At 47.6% G+C, this 19,423-nt stretch carries 13 protein-coding genes; 9 read left to right on the forward strand and 4 right to left on the reverse strand.

All coding sequences use genetic code 11. The features are described from left to right. From B5D48_RS05485 to B5D48_RS05510, 6 genes are all read left to right on the forward strand, one after another. Positions 1 to 1,058, forward strand: a 1,058-nt coding sequence (locus B5D48_RS05485) for a T9SS type A sorting domain-containing protein (RefSeq protein ID WP_143742813.1), incomplete at its 5' end; no start/stop codon positions are given. Between the two features lie 227 nt (positions 1,059 to 1,285). Continuing rightward, positions 1,286 to 2,995 (forward strand): putative transporter, encoded by a 1,710-nt coding sequence (locus B5D48_RS05490; protein ID WP_023937423.1) that lies wholly within the window; start codon positions 1,286 to 1,288, stop codon positions 2,993 to 2,995. Between the two features lie 29 nt (positions 2,996 to 3,024). Then, positions 3,025 to 3,978 carry an alkaline phosphatase family protein gene (locus B5D48_RS05495; RefSeq protein ID WP_023937424.1) on the forward strand — a complete coding sequence of 318 codons (954 nt, stop codon included), beginning with the start codon at positions 3,025 to 3,027 and terminating at the stop codon, positions 3,976 to 3,978. Next, positions 3,962 to 7,372 carry a transcription-repair coupling factor gene (gene mfd, locus B5D48_RS05500; protein ID WP_078801694.1) on the forward strand — a complete coding sequence of 1,137 codons (3,411 nt, stop codon included), beginning with the start codon at positions 3,962 to 3,964 and terminating at the stop codon, positions 7,370 to 7,372. The genes B5D48_RS05495 and mfd overlap by 17 nt, the downstream gene beginning before the upstream one ends. A gap of 28 nt (positions 7,373 to 7,400) precedes the next feature. After that, entirely contained in the window at positions 7,401 to 8,051 is a 651-nt protein-coding gene (gene upp / locus B5D48_RS05505; RefSeq protein WP_036888547.1) for a uracil phosphoribosyltransferase, read from the forward strand. A 3-nt stretch (positions 8,052 to 8,054) separates the two neighbouring features. Continuing rightward, a complete protein-coding gene (locus B5D48_RS05510; RefSeq protein WP_023937427.1) occupies positions 8,055 to 9,884 on the forward strand; it encodes a peptidase U32 family protein in 1,830 nt (609 codons plus the stop codon). Here the strand turns inward: B5D48_RS05510 and B5D48_RS05515 are convergent. Then, complete coding sequence (locus B5D48_RS05515; RefSeq protein WP_023937429.1) at positions 9,875 to 10,090, reverse strand: hypothetical protein; 216 nt, start codon at positions 10,088 to 10,090, stop codon at positions 9,875 to 9,877. The genes B5D48_RS05510 and B5D48_RS05515 overlap by 10 nt on opposite strands. A gap of 53 nt (positions 10,091 to 10,143) precedes the next feature. After that, positions 10,144 to 10,626, reverse strand: a complete 483-nt coding sequence (gene msrA, locus B5D48_RS05520; protein ID WP_036889491.1) for a peptide-methionine (S)-S-oxide reductase MsrA — start codon at positions 10,624 to 10,626, stop codon at positions 10,144 to 10,146. Positions 10,627 to 10,878: 252 nt separating this feature from the next. Here msrA and B5D48_RS05525 point away from each other — a divergent pair, with 252 nt between their 5' ends. The 3 genes from B5D48_RS05525 to B5D48_RS05535 are packed head-to-tail and all read left to right on the forward strand — an operon-like array spanning position 10,879 to position 16,298. Continuing rightward, positions 10,879 to 13,629, forward strand: coding sequence for a carboxypeptidase-like regulatory domain-containing protein (locus tag B5D48_RS05525; protein WP_023937433.1), 2,751 nt, complete (start codon positions 10,879 to 10,881; stop codon positions 13,627 to 13,629). A gap of 54 nt (positions 13,630 to 13,683) precedes the next feature. After that, the gene (locus tag B5D48_RS05530) at positions 13,684 to 14,493 is read left to right on the forward strand and encodes a DUF5689 domain-containing protein (protein WP_023937435.1); all 810 of its coding nucleotides are present in this window, start codon (positions 13,684 to 13,686) and stop codon (positions 14,491 to 14,493) included. Between the two features lie 56 nt (positions 14,494 to 14,549). Beyond that, entirely contained in the window at positions 14,550 to 16,298 is a 1,749-nt protein-coding gene (locus B5D48_RS05535) for a DUF5689 domain-containing protein (protein WP_023937436.1), read from the forward strand. Positions 16,299 to 16,643: 345 nt separating this feature from the next. Here the strand turns inward: B5D48_RS05535 and B5D48_RS05540 are convergent, their stop codons facing one another. Together B5D48_RS05540 and B5D48_RS05545 are read right to left on the reverse strand one after the other, a co-directional pair. Next, the gene (locus B5D48_RS05540; RefSeq protein WP_023937437.1) at positions 16,644 to 17,510 is read right to left on the reverse strand and encodes a DUF6734 family protein; all 867 of its coding nucleotides are present in this window, start codon (positions 17,508 to 17,510) and stop codon (positions 16,644 to 16,646) included. After that, positions 17,507 to 19,402 (reverse strand): hypothetical protein, encoded by a 1,896-nt coding sequence (locus B5D48_RS05545; RefSeq protein ID WP_042120242.1) that lies wholly within the window; start codon positions 19,400 to 19,402, stop codon positions 17,507 to 17,509. The genes B5D48_RS05540 and B5D48_RS05545 overlap by 4 nt, the downstream gene beginning before the upstream one ends. Positions 19,403 to 19,423: the final 21 nt, after the last annotated feature.

A 19,423-nucleotide genomic window follows, 5' to 3' on the forward strand; every position in this document is an offset into this window, starting at 1 on the left:
ATGGGACAGATACAATACGCTCTTATACCGTCACTCAGCATATAGGGATGTCCCGTCTGGAGGCTCTGGGTTCTGTTGAGCATAAGATCTTTGTTGCAATGCAAGGCGGAGGCCTGCGCTACTACCAAGGAGGAGGAATATCCCATGCCCCCAGCGGAGCTGCCCCTCGCGATGCTATCGTGGATGAATCAACAGCCTTTACGGATCATCCTTTGACAAAGGGACGGCTATGGTATATAAGACACGAGATAGGGGGATGTGGCAGTAATGGGCAATTTCGGACAGATATCTATCACCTCACTGGGCAAGTCATAGAGCAGGAAGGTAAACAATACCATGTAATAGAGAGATACTTCTCCCTCGATGGCCCCGACACTCCACACAAAAACTTTTTCTACCTCCGTTATGATGCAGAGCAAGGAACAGAATATCTTTCCGGAAAAAGGAAGAAACAAAAAAAACCCGACGAAAAAAAAACACTACACGACGACAAAAAAAAAACAGCAGGATCGTCTCTAAAAAACCAACCGAAAGAAGGCCAACCGCCAAGGACAACAACGCCGCCTCCCCAAAAAAACAAGGCAAAAAAAAACAAGAACAGAAGACGGGACAACAAGAACAACCATAAAAAGGAGACACCTTTTTCCTGGATCGAAGGTGTCGGCTGGGACCAAGGCTTCTGGCCGTATGCTATCGGCCTTTGTGGTGGTGGTCCCGACTTGCTGATCTATGCAGAGGATCAGGAGGGGCGAACTTACGGAGAGAAGAAGTTTATCAATACGGGCATTGACAATCCGGCATCACCCGATAGAGATGTCGCTCCATACAGCATCTGGCACAACGGATCGACCCTTTATGCAAAAACCTCATCGCTTGCGGGCTTTAGCAAACAAAGGATCACCCTCTACAACGCAGCCGGAGAAATACTGCGAAGCCATGATCTCGACAACAATGAGCAACAAGTATCCATCGCCTCTTCGCTCGAAAGTGGGGTATATTTCTGGCAAATCTCCGGAGAAATGCAAAAATCATGGAGCGGAAAACTGATCGTTCCATAAATCACAGGCGATGCCAAACCGGAAGAAAAATACAGAGGGGGCTACCATTCGGCAGTTCCCTCTATGTTTTTTATCCCTTTGTTGGGGGAACGTTACACGTGCTTAGGACTCACGGGAAAATTTACTCCAAATAGCAAGAATTCGTTTCACCGCAAAAGCGTACTTTTGCAGCCACGGTGGGAAGCATAATACTTGCTTCGCACCTGTTGTTGTAATATATACTTGATATGATAGTAGACTGGTTTCGGGAGCAATTCCTCTCTCCCTCCATTACGCAAACCGTGATCGTGCTTTCCCTCGTATCGGCTTTAGGTCTGGTATTGGGAAAAATAAAGCTGGGACGAGTGTCTCTGGGGATTACATTTGTGTTCTTCATCGGCATTGTGTTCTCCTACTTCGGTTACAAATACATACCGGGCTTCGGATTGCATGCCGATATGGTCTCCTTTGCCCAAAGCTTCGGGCTTGTACTCTTTATCTATATGCTAGGATTGGAAGTAGGCCCATCTTTCTTTCCTTCACTCAAAAGTGGAGGTATTGCCTATAATATACTGGGATTGGCTATGGTAGCCCTCACTCTTTTTCTCATGCTCGTGATACATTGGGTATTGCCCGATACGCTGATGAGCATGACAGATATAATAGGTGTAATGAGTGGAGCCGTAACAAATACGCCCATACTCGGAGCTGCGCAAACAACACTGGCAGAGGTTGCCGGGAATAGTCCTACACTAGGTTCGGACTTGGCAGCCATGGCGCAAGGCTGTGCCGTGGCCTACCCGATGGGCGTTGTAGGCGTTATACTTGTGCTTGGCATAATGGCTGCATTCCGTAAGCAAAACCGACAATCCGGCGGACATGAGCAACGCAAAGCATTCTTCTCAGAATTCGGGGTGACTAACCCGGCTATCTGTGGCAAGAGAGTGCAGGATATAGTCCACTTGGTAGATCGTCGCTTTGTGATAAGCCGTATATGGCATGAGGGGGAAGTCCATATAGCTAACTCCGAGACCGTTGTATCTGCCGGAGATCACCTGCTGGTCGTTTCGGCAGAGGATGATGTACCAGTGCTGGAGGCTTTTTTCGGTAAGCTACACCGTGAGAAAGACTGGAACCGCTCCGACATAGATTGGAATGCCGTAGACAAGGAGCTATTATCCAAAGGCGTTATCGTGACCAAAAGCGAGCTGAACGGCGTAAAGCTAGGGTCATTGAGATTGCGTAACCTGTACGACATCAACATAACCAGAATAGATCGTGCCGGCATTGAGCTTTTGCCCTCGCCTGAATTACATCTACAATTGGGCGACTGCCTTACCGTAGTGGGAGAACGCACAGCCATAACCGAAGTGGCAAGCATATTGGGAGATCAGGTGAAAAGGCTGGATAAACCGAATTTGATCAGCTTCTTCTTCGGTATCCTTCTGGGGTGTCTAGTGGGGATGATTCCGTTGTACTTACCCGGCGTGAGTATGCCTATCAAACTGGGTTTGGCGGGAGGTCCGGTGATTGTGGGAATACTAATGGGGGCTTTCGGGCCACGCTACCGCATGGCGACTTATGTTACCAGTAGTGCCAACCAGATGATGAAGCAGCTCGGTATCGTATTGTATCTGGCTGGATTGGGGTTGATGAGTGGACAGGGATTTTTCGATGTTCTTTTCACCTCTACCGGCCTTACCTGGCTGGTAAGCGGTATCCTGCTTACTGTTGTACCGGCTTTGTTGATAGGCCTCATGGCAATGCGCATATTCAAAGTCGATTTCGGAGCCTCTGCCGGGATGGTCTGTGGAGCCATGGCCAATCCGATGGCCTTGGACTATGCCGACAGTCAGGTATCGGATGACAGCCCCTCAGTGGTCTACGCCACGGTTTACCCTCTGCTGATGTTTGTACGCATCATTACGGCACAGATATTTGTTATGTTCTTCGTATAGTCTAAGGCATATAGGTCTTAAAAAGAAAAGTGTCTCCTACTCTCCCCTGGTTGGATCACCGCTACAGCCAATTGGTGGTATTGCTCGACGGTGCCGCCGATGAGCCGCATCGTTTGCTTGACGGCCGTACACCCTACCGGGCAGCCTCCATGCCGGCTCTGAATGCTCTTCTTCCTTTGGGCCGATGCGGCACTTTTGCTTCTATCCCGGAAGGTTGCTCACCGGGCAGCGAGGTTGCCAACCTCTGTATATTGGGTTATGCCGAAGAAGCAACGAAAGTAGACGGCCGGGCCGGCTTCGAGGCTTTAGGGTTGGGGCTTGACCTCCCTCCCGGTTCTGTTTGCTACCGCTGCGATATGCCGGGGCTACCCGACATGTCGCTTTTCCCAACCTCTATCGGTCGTCTCTGTCGGGGGGTACGGCATAGACACGTCTTCGTACCCTCTCCTTCCCTTCCCGAGAAGGAGAGCTTGGATGCTTTGCAAAACTTTATTTTGTCTTGTGGATTGCCACCTGCCGGCCTGTGGGGTCGCTCCGTTGTGCGTGGGCTGAATTTCACCCCATTTGCACATCGCTATGGAATGCAAGGGGCTATGATTTCGGCAGTCCCCGTCATGTGGGGCATGGCCTTAGCTCTCGGGATGAAACGAACTACCGTGGAGGGAGCAACGGGGGATACGGACAGCAACTTTGCAGGCAAGGCAGCGAAAGCGTTGGAGCTATTACAAGACTTTCAGTTTGTCTATCTGCATATCGAAGCTCCAGACGAGGCCTCTCATCGCAAAGACCCTTTGGCTGTACGAGACGTATTGGAGCGTATAGATAGCGATGTGATAACCAAAGTCAGCCGTTGGTGGCACAGTCGCTCCGGTGGCCCCAAGGCATTGACCATTATGCCCGATCATTATACGAGCAGTACTACGGGAGAACACCTTTCCATCCCTGTACCATATTTACACCTGAGGAATGATGACAGAGCTTGAATCCTTTCTACACCGCTACGCAAAACGAGAAATCGTTGCCGGCATTCGCAAAGAGTTGGATGCCGGTCGATCTGTAAACCTGCGAGGGCTGTGTGGCTCTTCACTTGCCACTATACTGGCTTCGTTGAGCGGAAGTTCGGCTCCTCTGGTCTGTATCATGAATGATGCCGATACTGCCGGCTATCTGTATGCCGATCTGACAACTCTCTTCGGTTCGGGGCGTGCTTTGTTTTTCCCAACCAGTTACAAACGGGCAATCAAATATGGGCATATAGACCCGGCAGCCGAAGTACTGAGGGCCGAGGTATTGGCTTTTGTCGCTGGCAAAGGCAATGCCGTAGACAGTGGACAGGCAACCGGCACAGGAGCAGCCTCTCTGCCCATCATTGTGACCTATCCCTCGGCTTTGCTCGAAAAAGTAATCGATCGAGAGAAACTGGAGCAGGAGATTTACTCCCTTCGGAAGGGAGAGAGTCCCGGACAGGAGTTCCTCCGAGATCTACTTTTAGAATGGGGGTTTGAGCGAACGGACTATGTATACGAACCCGGCCAATTTGCCATTCGAGGCAGTATTATGGACATCTTCTCCTATGCTGGAGAATTACCGTTGCGGGTAGACTTTTTCGGAGATGAGATAGAAAGTATCCGGATTTTTGAGATAGAGAGCCAGCTCTCTGTCGAGACCGTGAATGAGGTAACGCTGATGCCGGACGTAGGAGCTTCGGACAAAGCCCGAAACAGCATATTGGAGCTTTTGCCCAAAGACACCGTCTTTTTGGTCAATTCGTATCTACATCTGAGCGAACGCATCCGACAGATATACAGCGATGTACCTCTGATAGACGATGGAGAGGGATTTGGCTCTCTCGAAGAAATGCAATCCCGGCTGGTTGTCCCTGAGACCTTTGAGCAACAATTGGCTCATTTTGTACAGATACGTATGGGAGAGGAGTCTTCTCCTCGGCTTGCCTCTTTTGTACTGCACGTGGAACCACAACCGTCTCTGCACAAGAACTTTGAGCTTTTGACAAAATTCCTTGCCCAGTGGAAAGGCCAAGGGTACACAGTCTATCTATCCACAGCCAACGAGCTGCAAGCAGAGCGCATTAGGGAGATCCTCACAGAGCGTGGGTCGGAAGATTTGATGCCTATCCGCCTGCCACTCACCTTACACGAAGGATTTGTAGATAGCGACAATGCCACCGTATTGCTTACCGATCATCAGATATTCGACCGTTACCACAAATACAATCTCAAGAGTGACAAAGTTCGCTCCGGAAAAGTCACCCTCTCTCTCAAAGAGCTCAATCAGTTCTCTCCCGGAGACCTGATCGTACACGTAGATCACGGCATCGGTCTATTTGGCGGACTCATCAACATCGAAGAAGGGGGCGTAAGGAAAGAGGTTATCAAGCTGATTTACCAAAACGACGATGTAGTATTTGTCAATCTCCACAGTCTGCACAAACTGAGCAAATACCACGGAAAAGAATCTTCGCAGGTACGCCTGAGCAAAGTCGGCAGTGGAGCGTGGCAGAAACTCAAAGACCGGACTAAAAAACGAGTAAAGGATATTGCCAGAGACCTCATCCGTCTCTATGCAGCCAGACGAGAAACAAAGGGCTTTGCTTTCAGCCCAGACAGCACTCTGCAACACGAATTGGAAGCAGGCTTTCTATACGAAGACACCCCCGATCAGGCCCGGGCAACCGAAGAAGTCAAGAAGGACATGGAGCGTCCCTACCCCATGGACAGGCTGGTTTGTGGAGATGTGGGATTCGGCAAAACGGAGGTTGCCGTGCGAGCTGCATTCAAAGCAGCCAACGACCGAAAGCAGGTAGCCATATTGGTTCCTACTACTGTTTTGGCCTATCAACACTACGAAACATTCAGTCAGCGGTTCAAGGATATGCCGGTAAGGGTGGATTACCTCTCAAGAGCCCGGTCGGCAAAAGAGACTAAGGCGATTTTAGCTGATTTGGCAAGCGGAGAGATAGATGTAATCATCGGCACACACCGGTTGGTCTCTCAGGATGTAAAATTCAAAGATTTAGGTTTGCTAATCATAGATGAGGAGCAAAAGTTCGGAGTGGCAGTAAAAGAAAAACTGCGCAAGCTCCAACTCAATGTGGATACCCTCACAATGAGTGCTACCCCGATCCCACGTACACTGCATTTCTCCCTAATGGGTGCTCGAGATTTATCCAATATCAACACTCCTCCACCCAACCGCTATCCGGTAGAAACGGCTTTGGTACGCTTCAGCCCGGATATTATTCGGGAGGCCATCAATTTTGAGATGAGCCGTTCCGGTCAAGTATTTTTCGTTCACAATCGCATACAGAATATACAGGAAATAGCAGAGCTGATCCGGCGTGAAGTGCCCGATGCAAGGGTCGGTATAGGACATGGGCAAATGAAGCCGGCCGAACTGGAGACCCTGCTCATCGACTTCAATCGCCACGAATACGATGTATTGCTCTGCACCACTATCGTGGAAAATGGAATCGATGTCCCCAATGCCAACACCATTATTATCGATGATGCTCACCGCTATGGGCTGAGCGATCTGCACCAGCTTCGAGGGCGAGTCGGGCGAAGTAAGCGGAAGGCATTTTGCTATCTGATAAGCCCTCCGCTATCCTCTCTTACAGATGAGGCCGGCAGACGACTGCAAGCTATAGAAAGTTTCAGCGATCTCGGTTCCGGCATACGCATTGCCCTGCAAGATCTCGATATCAGAGGAGCAGGCAACGCTCTGGGGGCAGAGCAATCGGGGTTTGTGGCTGACTTGGGGTACGAAGCCTATCAAAAAGTATTCGACGAGGCCCTGTCCGAACTCAAAACTGATGAATTCAGCGATTTCTTCAACAAAGACGAAAGCGGACAAGAACGGGCAACAGCCGAGGCCTTTGTGGCAGAGACACAGGTCGAAACCAACCTGCAACTCTACTTCGATGCCGAATACATCCCTCAAGATGGAGAGCGGATACTTCTCTACCGAGAGTTGGATAGCCTGAATACTGATGAGGAACTAAACAGCTTTGAGCAACGTCTTATCGACCGCTTCGGTCCCATACCGACCGAGGGGAAGCAGTTAATTGCGGTACCACGCCTGAGACGGATAGGCCGCAGTCTGGGGATAGAAAAGATCGTCCTGTCTCAAGCTCGCATGAGCCTGCACCTGGTAACAGACCCCAATAGCCACTACTACCAAAGTCAAGCCTTTGCCAAGCTCTTGGCCTATGCATCGACACATACCCGGCGAACAGAGTTTAAGCAGGTAAGAGGGAAACGTATCCTAAGCGTGAGTCACATACAGTCCGTAGACGATGCCATCGCCTGTCTACATCAAGTCGAACAAATGTCTACCCAAGACATCCAGAGTATTTGAGAAAAAAACAATCCTATCATATACCAACATGAAAGTAAATCAGTTAGAAAGCCAACACAGTCTCATGAGTCGCTATGTGCTGGAGATGCGCGACAAACAGATACAGCAAGACAGCCTGCGTTTCCGACGAAACATAGAGCGCACAGGAGAATTGATTGCCTACGAGATCAGCAAAAACCTCGACTACCAATGCGTGAATGTAGAAACGCCTCTGGGCCAATCTCCGGCCTACACTCCGGAGAAACAGATTGTGCTGGGGACTATTCTCAGGGCTGGGCTACCTTTCCATCAGGGATTCTTGAATATGTTCGACCATGCCGAAAACGCATTTGTATCGGCCTACCGTAAGTATAAAGACAAGCTCAAATTCGACATCAATATAGAGTACATTGCTGCCCCAAACATAGAGGACAAGGTCCTTATCATTGCTGATCCTATGTTGGCTACCGGCAGTTCCATGGAGCTTGCCTACCATTCGCTACTCACCCATGGTCGTCCCTCCGAAGTACATATAGCATCGGTAATAGCCAGTCGTCAAGCCATTGACTATCTAGAAGAACACCTACCGCAAGAGGTAACTCTCTGGGTTGCCGCCGTGGACGAGAAAATAAATGATCACTCTTATATCGTACCAGGTCTGGGTGACGCCGGAGACCTTTCCTACGGGAGTAAACTGTAACCAATGAGAGAGCTTGAGCTACTGGCACCAGCCAAAGACAAGGAAACGGCCATAGCAGCCATTGATCACGGGGCAGATGCTGTGTACATAGGGGCACCAATGTTTGGGGCCAGAGCGGTCGCAGCCGTTTCCGTTGAGGATATAGCGGAGGTCTGCCGCTATGCTCACCTCTATCGGGCCAAAGTCTACGTAGCTCTCAATACTATATTGTATGATCACGAACTGGCAACAGCAGTCCGAATTATACAAGAGCTGAACGATGCCGGTGTAGATGCCTTGATCATACAAGACAGAGCCTTGCTGGATTTGGATCTTCCTCCCATTCCTCTCCATGCAAGTACTCAATGCGACAATCGTCTTCCGGAGCAGGTAGCCGAATGGATTGCCCTTGGCATCAGACGAGTGGTACTGGCCCGAGAATTGACATTGGAAGAAATAGCCGAGATAGCCAAGCTGCCGGTAGAGCTGGAGGCTTTTGTACACGGAGCCCTGTGCGTATCGTACAGCGGACTGTGCTACCTGTCTCAAGCTCTGATGGGGCGTTCGGCCAATAGAGGGGAATGTGCCCAACTCTGTCGCATACCCTATACGCTTACCGATGCCAATGGACAAACAATAGGAGGAGCAGAGAAACACTGGCTCTCCCTCAAGGATATGAACCGACTCAACCTGCTCTCCGAAATGGCAGAAGCAGGAGTCACCTCTTTCAAGATAGAGGGGCGACTCAAACCCATTAGCTACGTGAAGAATGTAACGGCAAGCTACCACCAAGCTCTTTGCTCTCTCATACAGACAGAGCCGGAGCAATACAGACGCAGCTCATTCGGACAAGTAAGCTACAGCTTCACCCCGGATGTAGAGCGCAGTTTCAATAGAGGATTTACTTCCTATCTAATGAAAGATCGCAGTCAAGACCCCATCGCCTCGCCACTTACCCCCAAGAGCCGTGGGCGATATGTTGGCCGGTTGGTAGCCGTACAAGGCTCTACGATCCGGCTGGACAGGTCTCACCAATTGAGCAATGGGGATGGACTGTTGCTTATAAGTAGGACAGGCAAAGTGGAAGGCACGCAGGTGATCGGTATCCTCGACGATCTGAGATGTCGTGTAGATCATCCCGAATACTTCTCCTCCGGCTCCGAAATCTACTGCAACAGAGATCTCAAGTTCGAGAAACTACTCTCCAAACCCTCTGCCTCCAGACGTATTCCGGTGCGACTAAAACTCACCTCTTGCGACGGAAAGATAGCCCTCTCTATAGAAGGGCCGGAAAGCTACAATCCGGTAACAGCGAGCATAGCCTTTGTTCCCGAAAAAGCCGAACACCCCAATCCGGAGAGACTTGTCTCCGAGTTGGGGAAACTTGGGCAAACACCCCTTATCGCAACAGAAGTAAATGTAACTGAAGTGGCAGATCTTTTCATTCCCGTCTCCATCCTGTCTGCTTTGAGACGAGAAGCCACCGATTTGTTTTGCAAAAAAGCATTGGAAGATTATCCTCTCGACCGTAGTCCTCGGCAAGAAAAAATCAAACAAGTATCCCGGCAGTCCAAAGAATTGACTTATATGGGAAATGTAGCCAACAGTGTCGCCCGAAGGCACTACGAAAATTTGGGGTACCGGTATATCCAGCCGGCTTTTGAGTTAGAGCCGAAAAAAAATGCAGCTCTCATGACCTGCAAATACTGTATCAAAAGAGAACTCGGTCACTGCCCTCGGTTAGGACAAAAACCCCTGCCATACATAGAACCGCTCTATCTAAAACATAGCAAAGGGGCATTGCAGCTCTTTTTCGACTGCAAAAACTGTCGAATGCTCCTCTATCAGGCTTGACGGTCTTCCGATTGTGAGGATTGCTTTTTCTTCTTCCGTTCTCTAATCAGTTCCAGAATAAGAGAAGAAATAGCTACTCCGCAGGCAATAAAGAAAGCCTCAAGCACAGAGAACCATCCAAACCACACCCCCATAAGAGCCACCAAAAAGATGCAGGCAGCCAACAAAAGTGTGACAATTATCAAAGCCAATGTGTGTTTACTCATGTCTACAATATCTCTAAAGCAAGTGATCTACGCATATCGGGGAAGTTTCTCTCTCAGAAAATCTTGCGCCTGGTGTGGCAATAAGGTTGCCCTCCTTTTTTCTCGTAATAATTCTGGTGGTACGTCTCAGCCGGCCAAAACTTAGGAGCCGGCTCCAATAGTGTACGCACCTGATAAGTCTGTGCCCTGAGCCTGTCTATGATCGTTGATGCCACTTGTCGTTGCTCATCATCGGTGTAGAATATTCTGGAGAGATATTGCCACCCCAAATCAGGTCCTTGCCCATCGGCTTGCTCAAAGTCATGGATCTCAAAGTAGAGCTTTAGCACATCTTCCGAAGAGACAACAGCATCATCATATTCTACCTTCACGGCCTCGAAGTGCCCGGTATTCCCTCTGCACACATCCTCGTAGGTTGGGCTTTCGGTATGCCCTCCTATATAACCCACCTCAGTAGATACAATTCCCGGCAACTTGGCCAACTGGAATTGCACGCCCCAGAAACATCCGGCGGCTAAATATATCAACTTAATCACAATACTAATGCTACAATTGAGTTGTATCGCAAATGTACAAACCTTTCACAGACAAAAGCACAAAAAAGTCCTAGCAACACAAGCTATCGGAAGTATTCGGTAGAGGAGATTTTAGCCCCTCTCTGTCATCTTGCTTGTTAGAGGGAAGCAGCGTACCTTTGCCGAGGCTCTCGTGTACAATACATTTACAGAGTGTATTCGCCATTGGTGTGTCATGAAAAACGTAATAAACATTCAGAAAATAAATTGCTTATGAAGAAGCTCCTTATCGTGTTAGGTCTGAGCCTGACTCTGCTTTCTTCCCTTTCGGCTCAAGAGATCTTCTCTCGCGGGCAAGTGGTGGATGCCACGGATGGGAGAGCAGTAAGTACGGCAACGTTGGAAGTGCGAGGCCGTCAAGAAAAGATGGTAGCCGTAGACAACGAAGGCAGATACCTTATACCAGAAATGAAGCCCGGCAAGTATACGGTTACAGTATTGGCCTCCGGGTACGAAGCTCAGCAATTCTTTTGGCAAGGGAAAGAGGGAGATCTATCCATCATCAGGCTACGTCCTCTGGCAGCCAGGTTGCCGATGCAAGATTTAAGCGAACTGCTCACCGAAGACCTTGGCACCACTACCGAAGAGGATATACAAGAGTCTTCTCCTCTGCTCACAGCCTCCAGAGATCCCTACGCCAATGCTGCCGGCTATACTTTCGGGCCGATGCGTTTCCGCATGAGAGGTCTGGACTCTCCCTACCAGCTACAATATCTCAACGGACTGCAAATGAATGACCTGAATACCGGCTACTCGGTGTGGTCTCTCTGGGGTGGTCTAAATGACGCCGTACGTAACCAACATTCGATACTTAACAATGAATCGGCAGACTTCAGTTTCGGAGGTGTAGGTGGTGCTACCCTGATAGACACTCGGGCCAGTGGTATCCGTGCTGGAAGCCGTCTGACCTACTCAGTTAGCAACCGCACCTACACTAATCGCCTGATGTACACCTATGCTACCGGGCTGACAAAAAGTGGCTGGGCTTTTGCTTTCTCTGGCTCACGCAGATATGGCTCCGGAGATTATTCCTATGTACGTGGGCAACACTATGATGCGTGGGGTTACTTCGCTTCTATCGAGAAACGTCTTGCAGGCGGTCATACATTCCTTTTCTCTCTCTTGGCAGCACCTACCGAGCGAGGAGTAGCCAGTGGCTCAACCGAAGAGGTTTATAAACTCGTAGGGTCTAACTACTACAATCCGAATATCGGACGACAAGCCGGACAGTGGAGAAATGCCAGAGTACGCAACAACCACGAACCGGTACTCACGCTGAGCTACATATGGGAGATAAATAAGGGTACAAGATTGACAGCAGCCACAGGTTATCGCTTCGGATACAATGCTTACTCGGCCCTCAACTGGGCTAATGCACAGGATCCAAGGCCCGACTATTATCGCAATCTCCCTTCCTACTACACCTACCTAAGCGAAACACCCGATCAAGAAACGGCAGACTACTACGCCATGCTATGGCGCAGTGATGAGAATGTCCGCTATATAGATTGGGATATGCTGTATCATCTGAACAGCAACAATTATAAGGAGACATACGATGCCCAAGGGAACTTACTTGCTTCGGGAAAGAGGAGTGAATATATCCTCGAAGATAGACGTACTGACCAGAGACAATGGTATGGCTCTCTTCTACTAAATTCTCAATTGAATGATAACTATCGTATAGACGGAGGAGTAAATTATCGAATCAACAAGACCGAAAACTTCAATGTCATCAAAGACCTTTTGGGAGGAGAGTATTGGTATGATGTAGACAAATTCGCAGAAAACGAATTTGTCGATGCCACCAAAGCTCAAATGGATATGCGTAACCCCAACCATATTGCCCGCAAAGGAGATAAGATCGGGCACAACTACCTCTCCCACATACAAGCCATCAATTCATGGTTTGCTTTGAGAGCCAACTATACTCATCTGGACGCATATCTGGGTGGCCAGGTATCCGTTACCTCCATGTGCCGCGAAGGGCTACAACAAAGAGGACTTTTCCCCACCAATTCTTATGGTAAATCCGAGACTCTTGATTTTGTCGATTGGGGAGCAAAAATGGGGTTCACATACAAAATCAATGGGCATCATTTCGTATCTCTCAATGCTGTGGCTATGTCGCAAGCTCCGGTTTTCCGCAATGTCTTCGTCTCTCCTCGTACTCGCAATACCCACGTAGAGGATCCTCAGAGCGAGAAGGTATTTTCCGCAGATCTGAACTACCTGCTACGTCTGCCCCTTATACGTGGTCGTGTGAGCGCATTCTATACCCGGATCAACGATCGGACTCGTAACATGAGCTTCTACGATGACGGACATAGAGCTTTCTCCAACTATATACTAAGTGGTATCGATGAGCAAAATGCTGGGATAGAAATAGGCCTTGAAGCCAAGCTCAGTCCGACATTGGTACTCAACGGGGCTTTCACTTATGGTCATTACACCTACGTATCAAATCCCAAATTCGTACAAACGGTAGACAACAGCGAAAAGGAATTGGCTCGTGAACGAGTATACTGGGATGGCTTCAACACATCCGGTACCCCTCAAACAGCGGGCACGATAGGCTTTACCTACAACTCCCCCCGCTACTGGTTCTTGAGTGCCAATGTAAACTACTTCGGCCGCAGCTTCGTAGCGATGAATCCTATACGCCGTACAGACCAAGCCAGAGAAGAGCTTGCAGCAGAATTTATCAAACGAGAAACATTCGACGGAGGCTTTACGGTAGATGCTTCTGTAGGGAAATCGTTCCGCCTGAGTCGATCTACATTCCTCCGAATGAATCTTTCGGCCAGCAACTTACTCAACAACAGAAATCTGCGTAGTGGAGGATATGAACAACTACGCATACGCCGTGCGAAAGAAGATGGTCGCATGACTCGTCCGTTCGACTCAAAGTATTTCTATATGTACGGTACGACCTTCTTCCTCAATGCTTCTCTGCAATTCTAAAATCGATCCCAACACGGGTAATCCGAGAACATCAACAGTCTAAACAAGATAGATATGAAAAGCAAAATAGGCATACTAATCGGGGTCCTCTCTCTCTTGTCTCTGCTAAGCAGCTGCAAGAAGGAGTTCGACACAGCCGGCTCCATAGCACAGGATCTCGACAATGTAAAAGTCACACATACCATTGCCGAGCTCAAACAAATGTATGAGCCGGGAGGTAGGGATATCTTTACCAATGTTGTCATTGCAGGCATTGTGAATAGCGATGACAGCGAGGGAAACCTATACCGCAGTATCGCCATACAGGATGAAACTGGAGGCATAGAGCTCAAGATGGGCATGGGTAACATGAATTTGATATACAAGCAGGGTCGTCGTGTTCTAGTTAAATGTCAAGGACTTCGCCTTGGCAAAAACTATGGAATAGTGAATCTGGGCTACAAATCTGCTGACCCGAAGTATGAAACGGGATTTGTACCCGAAAAGATGGTTACACGAGTCATGATCCCCGGACTCCCGGCTCCTCTGCACCCAAAAAAACTCAGCATTGCAGAGATGAAAAGCGAATACGCATTCACGCTGGTACAGGTCGATGATGTGCAATTTCTGGAAAATGAACTGGGAAAAACATGGGCCGATCCGGAAAACAAACAAAAGACCGGATATGTGGAGCGTACCCTGAGAGACCGCACAGGCAATCGTCTGATCGTACGCACCAGCAGCTATGCCCGGTTTGCAGGACACAAACTACCCGAGGGTAACGGTAGTGCCGTAGGGCTTCTGTCTTTTTTCAATGACACACCACAATTAATCGTTATCCACCCTTCGGACTTTAACTTCCAAGGCAAACGTTTTGCCGAGTAATCCAGGGAAAGGAGATTTATTCCATACAGTATCCAAATCAAAAAAAAGCATAGACAATGAATCTGACAAACCTCAGCAATCGAGCTATCGGCATAAAACCTCTTTGGATGATAGCTCCACTCCTTTTGTCTTTTCTGCTGATTTCGTGCAAAGACAATGACGATAAGTATGAATCGCCACAAGTGAGTGTAGAACAGCATTTTGAAAACAATACAATCCCTTTCGACCAGAATGGAGGTGTTTCCCTGCTCACTCTCAATACCAATAGGGCTTGGCGAGTAGAGACGGCCGGTGAGTGGATCAAAGCATCTCCCTCCAGTGGGAACGAAGGCAGGCACAATATCAACATCCTTGTACACCCGAATAGCGGAGTAGCTCGTGAAGGAGGTATCCGCATCGTTGCCTCGGGCAAGAGTTTCTTCTATACAATCACACAAAAAAGTGTAGATGGCAAGGATTATACTTTCACTCCTCTTTCTGAAATAGAAGCTCTGCTACCAAATGATAACAGAGAAGGGATCATTATTGAAGAGGATCTTACAATACGTGCCGTAGTAGTTTCGGACTATAGAGGCAAACAATTCCAATTCCAGAACTTCCACTACATAGTAGACACAGACGGAAATGGGATTGTCCTAACCCTCGACAAAAGTGAAAAACCGTTTGAACCGGGAGATCAGATAACCGTCAATATCAAAGGTTGCAAACTGGTTAACTACAATGGTACGGTGCAACTCACAATCCAGAAAAACAAGGCTGTCGTAGTACCAAATAAGAAAATAGAACCCATCAATACAACCATTGCCGAGCTCAACCAGGGAAAATACCACAACGTATTGGTACGTCTGCCCAAAGTACAGTTTGAAAAATACGAAAACGAGCAGATGTACTCGGGCACGTTCTTCATGAAGAGTCACAAGTTGCAAGATCCTACTGGGACTGCAATCGATGTGGAAGTTATGAAAAACAGTACTTTCGGCTCACAAGCCGTACCTGCCGGAAGCGGTAGCATCACGGCCATTGTGACAGTCTACAAAAAGAATGAAAGTACACCGGTGAAATACAGCCTCAAGCCCAGTCTCTACACAGATATGCAGATGAGTGGGGAGCGATTCTCGGTACAACAACCGGAGCCAAACCCGAACCCTGAACCGTCTACCGTCGAGCCATTGAGCAAGCTGATCACTATTGGTAAATCTCTCAAACCAAAAGAATTTAGGGACCTGACCGAAGCCTTCACCATTGATGTGGTAGTAACAGCAAACAACGAATCCAAGCAACTTGCGGGTGAAAACTATCACTATGTACAAGACGAGGAAGGTACTGCCATGGCTCTGCGTACCAATCAGAATGCCGGCACTGTCTATCCGGTAGGTACACGCCTACTTATTGCAGTGAAAGGAGCCAAACTTTCCAACTACTTTGGCACAATTACTTTTGATGTGAACAAAGCCACAGTGGAAACAAAAGAAAATAAAGCTGTCGAGCCGAAAGTGATCGGAGCCAAGGAGCTGAAGATGTACCAAGACAAGTTGGTCAAGATCTCCGATGTACAACTCCAAACAGTACCGGAGGAAGGCACAAAGCTGGAGAATCCATCCGAAAAGCACTACACCAAATGGATGCTCATAGACAAAGAGGGTAATACATTCCAGTTCGAGATTAAGAAGGGTTGTAGTTTTGGCGGCAAGACGGACTTTGTAGGCAGTGGTTCTATCAGTGGCATTGTTACCGTTTTCAACGAGGTCTATTCTATCCGCCCCAGAACGGAAGGCGACATACAGCTCAAGGGAGCTCGCTTTTGAGATAAGACCAATCGAATAAACCCATTGTTAGATAGGTCGGAGCAATGATTGCTCCGACCTGTTCTTGCTTATATGAGTCCGTTGCACAATCCCTCTAAAAGAGACGATTAGCAGTCTAATACAGTGAGGACAACATTATATGCAATACTCTCTCCGTATGGCAAGCAAACTACAAACAGAGACCTCTGCACGATTAAGAGAAGGGGCGTCTATGTCCCTCTCCTAATTCGTACAGAGGTCTCAAAAATGGCTAATTGGAGGCTACCTCATGCACAGTCTTTAATTAGCCGTGTTTTACTCTTGTAACTATCGAATTATTAGTTGGCTTACTTTGTGTGACAGACCCTACTTGGAGAGAATTTTATACACCAATCCGGATTCCTTGATTTTCTCGTAATACGCAGGAAACAGTGTTTCGATTTTCCTAAGAAGGGCCAAACAAAGGAGCTCATTCTGGCTTGCGTGTGCGCGTGCTACGTCTTTTCCTCCCCAAATATGAGTAAATGTCGTATTCTCTCGTTGATAAGGATCATCCAAAAAATGATGAATTGAGAACATTTTCTTCTTGGCACACATTACCAACATACGCTGCTCGGCAAAGACCATCTGCGAAACCATTTCTTTGGGAAGTTCACAATTTTCCGTCATGAAATCTATCGCACAATTTGTGTAGTAATCCTTGAAAGACTGGTCTGCAAGGAAAACACAGGCTGTGTTGCAAGCAGGCTCTCCCCAATCCCATTCTGGATCAAATCGATAACCTTTCCGCACCTTGAGATATTCCTGAGGGAGGTATGTACCGGGATACAAAGGTTCGCGATGAAGAACGGAAATCGGCACCCTCTCAAGCACATCGGTAATCGGCTTCCATACAATTAGATCGGTGTCGATCATGGCTATAGGGGCCGGCTCATTTCTCAATGCAAGCAACTTTCCAGCTGCCCAAAAGATATTCTGGTCAATGTATTCAACAGTATTCTCCAAAGTTTCCGTATCAATCCCTCCATTCCACAAATCCAAAATTCCAAGGGAATCATAGTATTCCAAAGCCATCGAGTCCGTATAGAGCTTAATATTTCCATTGTCTCTTCGCCAAGTGAGAGCAGAAAGAATGGTCGTAAGAATCTCGAATTTGTCTATCCTATATTTTCTTCCCTTCTGTCTAATCTGGAATGGGAGAGTACAGTTTACATGCAAGGCGGTTATCATCATTTCATTTCTTTAAACTGGATGGCTTTATCATCCTCTCGTCGAACTAATTCATCAAACATCAATCCACTATTTGCCTGATAGTTGCTAATTTTTCTGGAGATTCCAGTCCATAAAAAGCTATCACCAAAGAACCAGCGTGCTCGCTGCGTTTTCAGAGATAAGGTCGTCCCATAGCCAAGAATTTCTTCCTCATTGATAACAAAGGGAATAATCTTTCTGGACTGCGAACCATCAGCGTTCTTTGAATATCTACAAGCAAGTAATTCTGTCGATGGCCGAACCGGCTGATATTTCCCATTGAAGAATATGGGCATCTTCGATCTCCTCAACTGAATGTCTCGCAACTCACCTTGTATCTTCATGGGTAAGAAAGGGATCCAATTGATAGGAACTCTATTTTGAAGTAAATAGTAGTACTCAGCATCTTGCTCTTCTCCAACATCGATATCAGGATCTTTTCTGGCATCAATGACAGACAATACAGTATCCGATAAGCCTCCTCCATCCATCGTTCCACCGCATCCATCATTTATCTTCGTCTCAACACCCCAAACCATGTTAGCCATCTCATCTCGCAAGAACTCTATCTCTTCCAGTGGGTCACTCATATCGCTACGCAAAATAGTGGGAGGAAAGAGCAGACCTTTGCAAGAAGAAAAGTCGTTGGTATCATATGCATGTAATTTTGTGGTGCGGAATAGCCCCCACCTATCGGAAAACTCCACTTCCGGAGCATGATTATCAGATTCTTCTGGTGTAGTATTGATGAAAATCCTATCACCAAATGTATCCGTCACTATTATTCCTTTTACATCAAGGATTGTCCCTGTCTCAGATTCAAGCGGAGTAAGCAACCAATCATTGCTATACATGGAAGTGTACTGCATGATCACTGAGTTTGCCAACATAGAATAGTCTTTACCGGTGTTCTCTCCGAATCTGACTTTCCCGTATTCAAATTCCCAGAGCCGTCTTTTAGGAGCACCGGGTATGTCTGCAGGCGTAGGCAAATAAGACAGCATCTTTTCTATCCCCACACCATCACTCTCTCTTTTCTCCTCTCCGTCGAACGAGTACCAAGACAAGGTGTCTGAGTCATAGCTTTCTGCTTTGTAATCAGTCCCATTCCCCTTCACTTCGACATCATAGCCCAGTGTTCTTTCATTCCAACAAGATGTCTCTAGATCATTCGGAAGGTACATTTTCCGGAACCAAGTGGAATATTTTTTCAGCAGTGTCTCCAGCTCCGGATGCTGCTCGTAAAATAAATTTGCATCTCTATAAAGGGTATAACCATCGAAGATCCGCTTCTCGAAGCAGGCACTGAATTTTACCAGTGTCTTATTCGCTTCTCGTTTTAAAGTCTCGATATCTCTATCTGCATCCTTAACAGGAGGAATAAATGTTGCAAGAGGATAATTGGAAAGAAGCTCTCCCAAATAAAAATCGATTTTTGATTGATCTGCTCCAAAATGATTCTCAAGCATTTTCTTAAAATGAGTAGCAGACGACACTCGGATGTATGGGGTGATCCTTCGATCCAACTTTTCAACTTCATACTCCAAAGGGGTATCCGTAGAATATGGAAAAACCTCACCTCCTCTAACAATATTGGAAAGAGGAGTTCTTACAGTTGAAATTTTGGTCGTGACTATTGACCCACTGTCATTGGCTTTGAACCTGCCAAACTGCCACTGACGAGTCAATGTCCACAGTGGGTCGAAAACTTCAAATGAAAGCGCATCGGCAAAATCTTCCTTGCGAGTTCGAGGCTCGATTCTGGAAGAGACTACAGCATTCCTCGGGAGGGCTTTATTCACTTCGTCCAAATACCCGGATAAGCCGAATTTTCTGACCAACCAGCTGCTTTCATTGTTTCTGCTTGAAGGCATATTTAGTTCAATTTTAAATTC

It is taken from the genome of Porphyromonas crevioricanis, assembly GCF_900167225.1.
In the GTDB taxonomy this organism is placed as follows: Bacteria; Bacteroidota; Bacteroidia; order Bacteroidales; family Porphyromonadaceae; genus Porphyromonas; species Porphyromonas crevioricanis.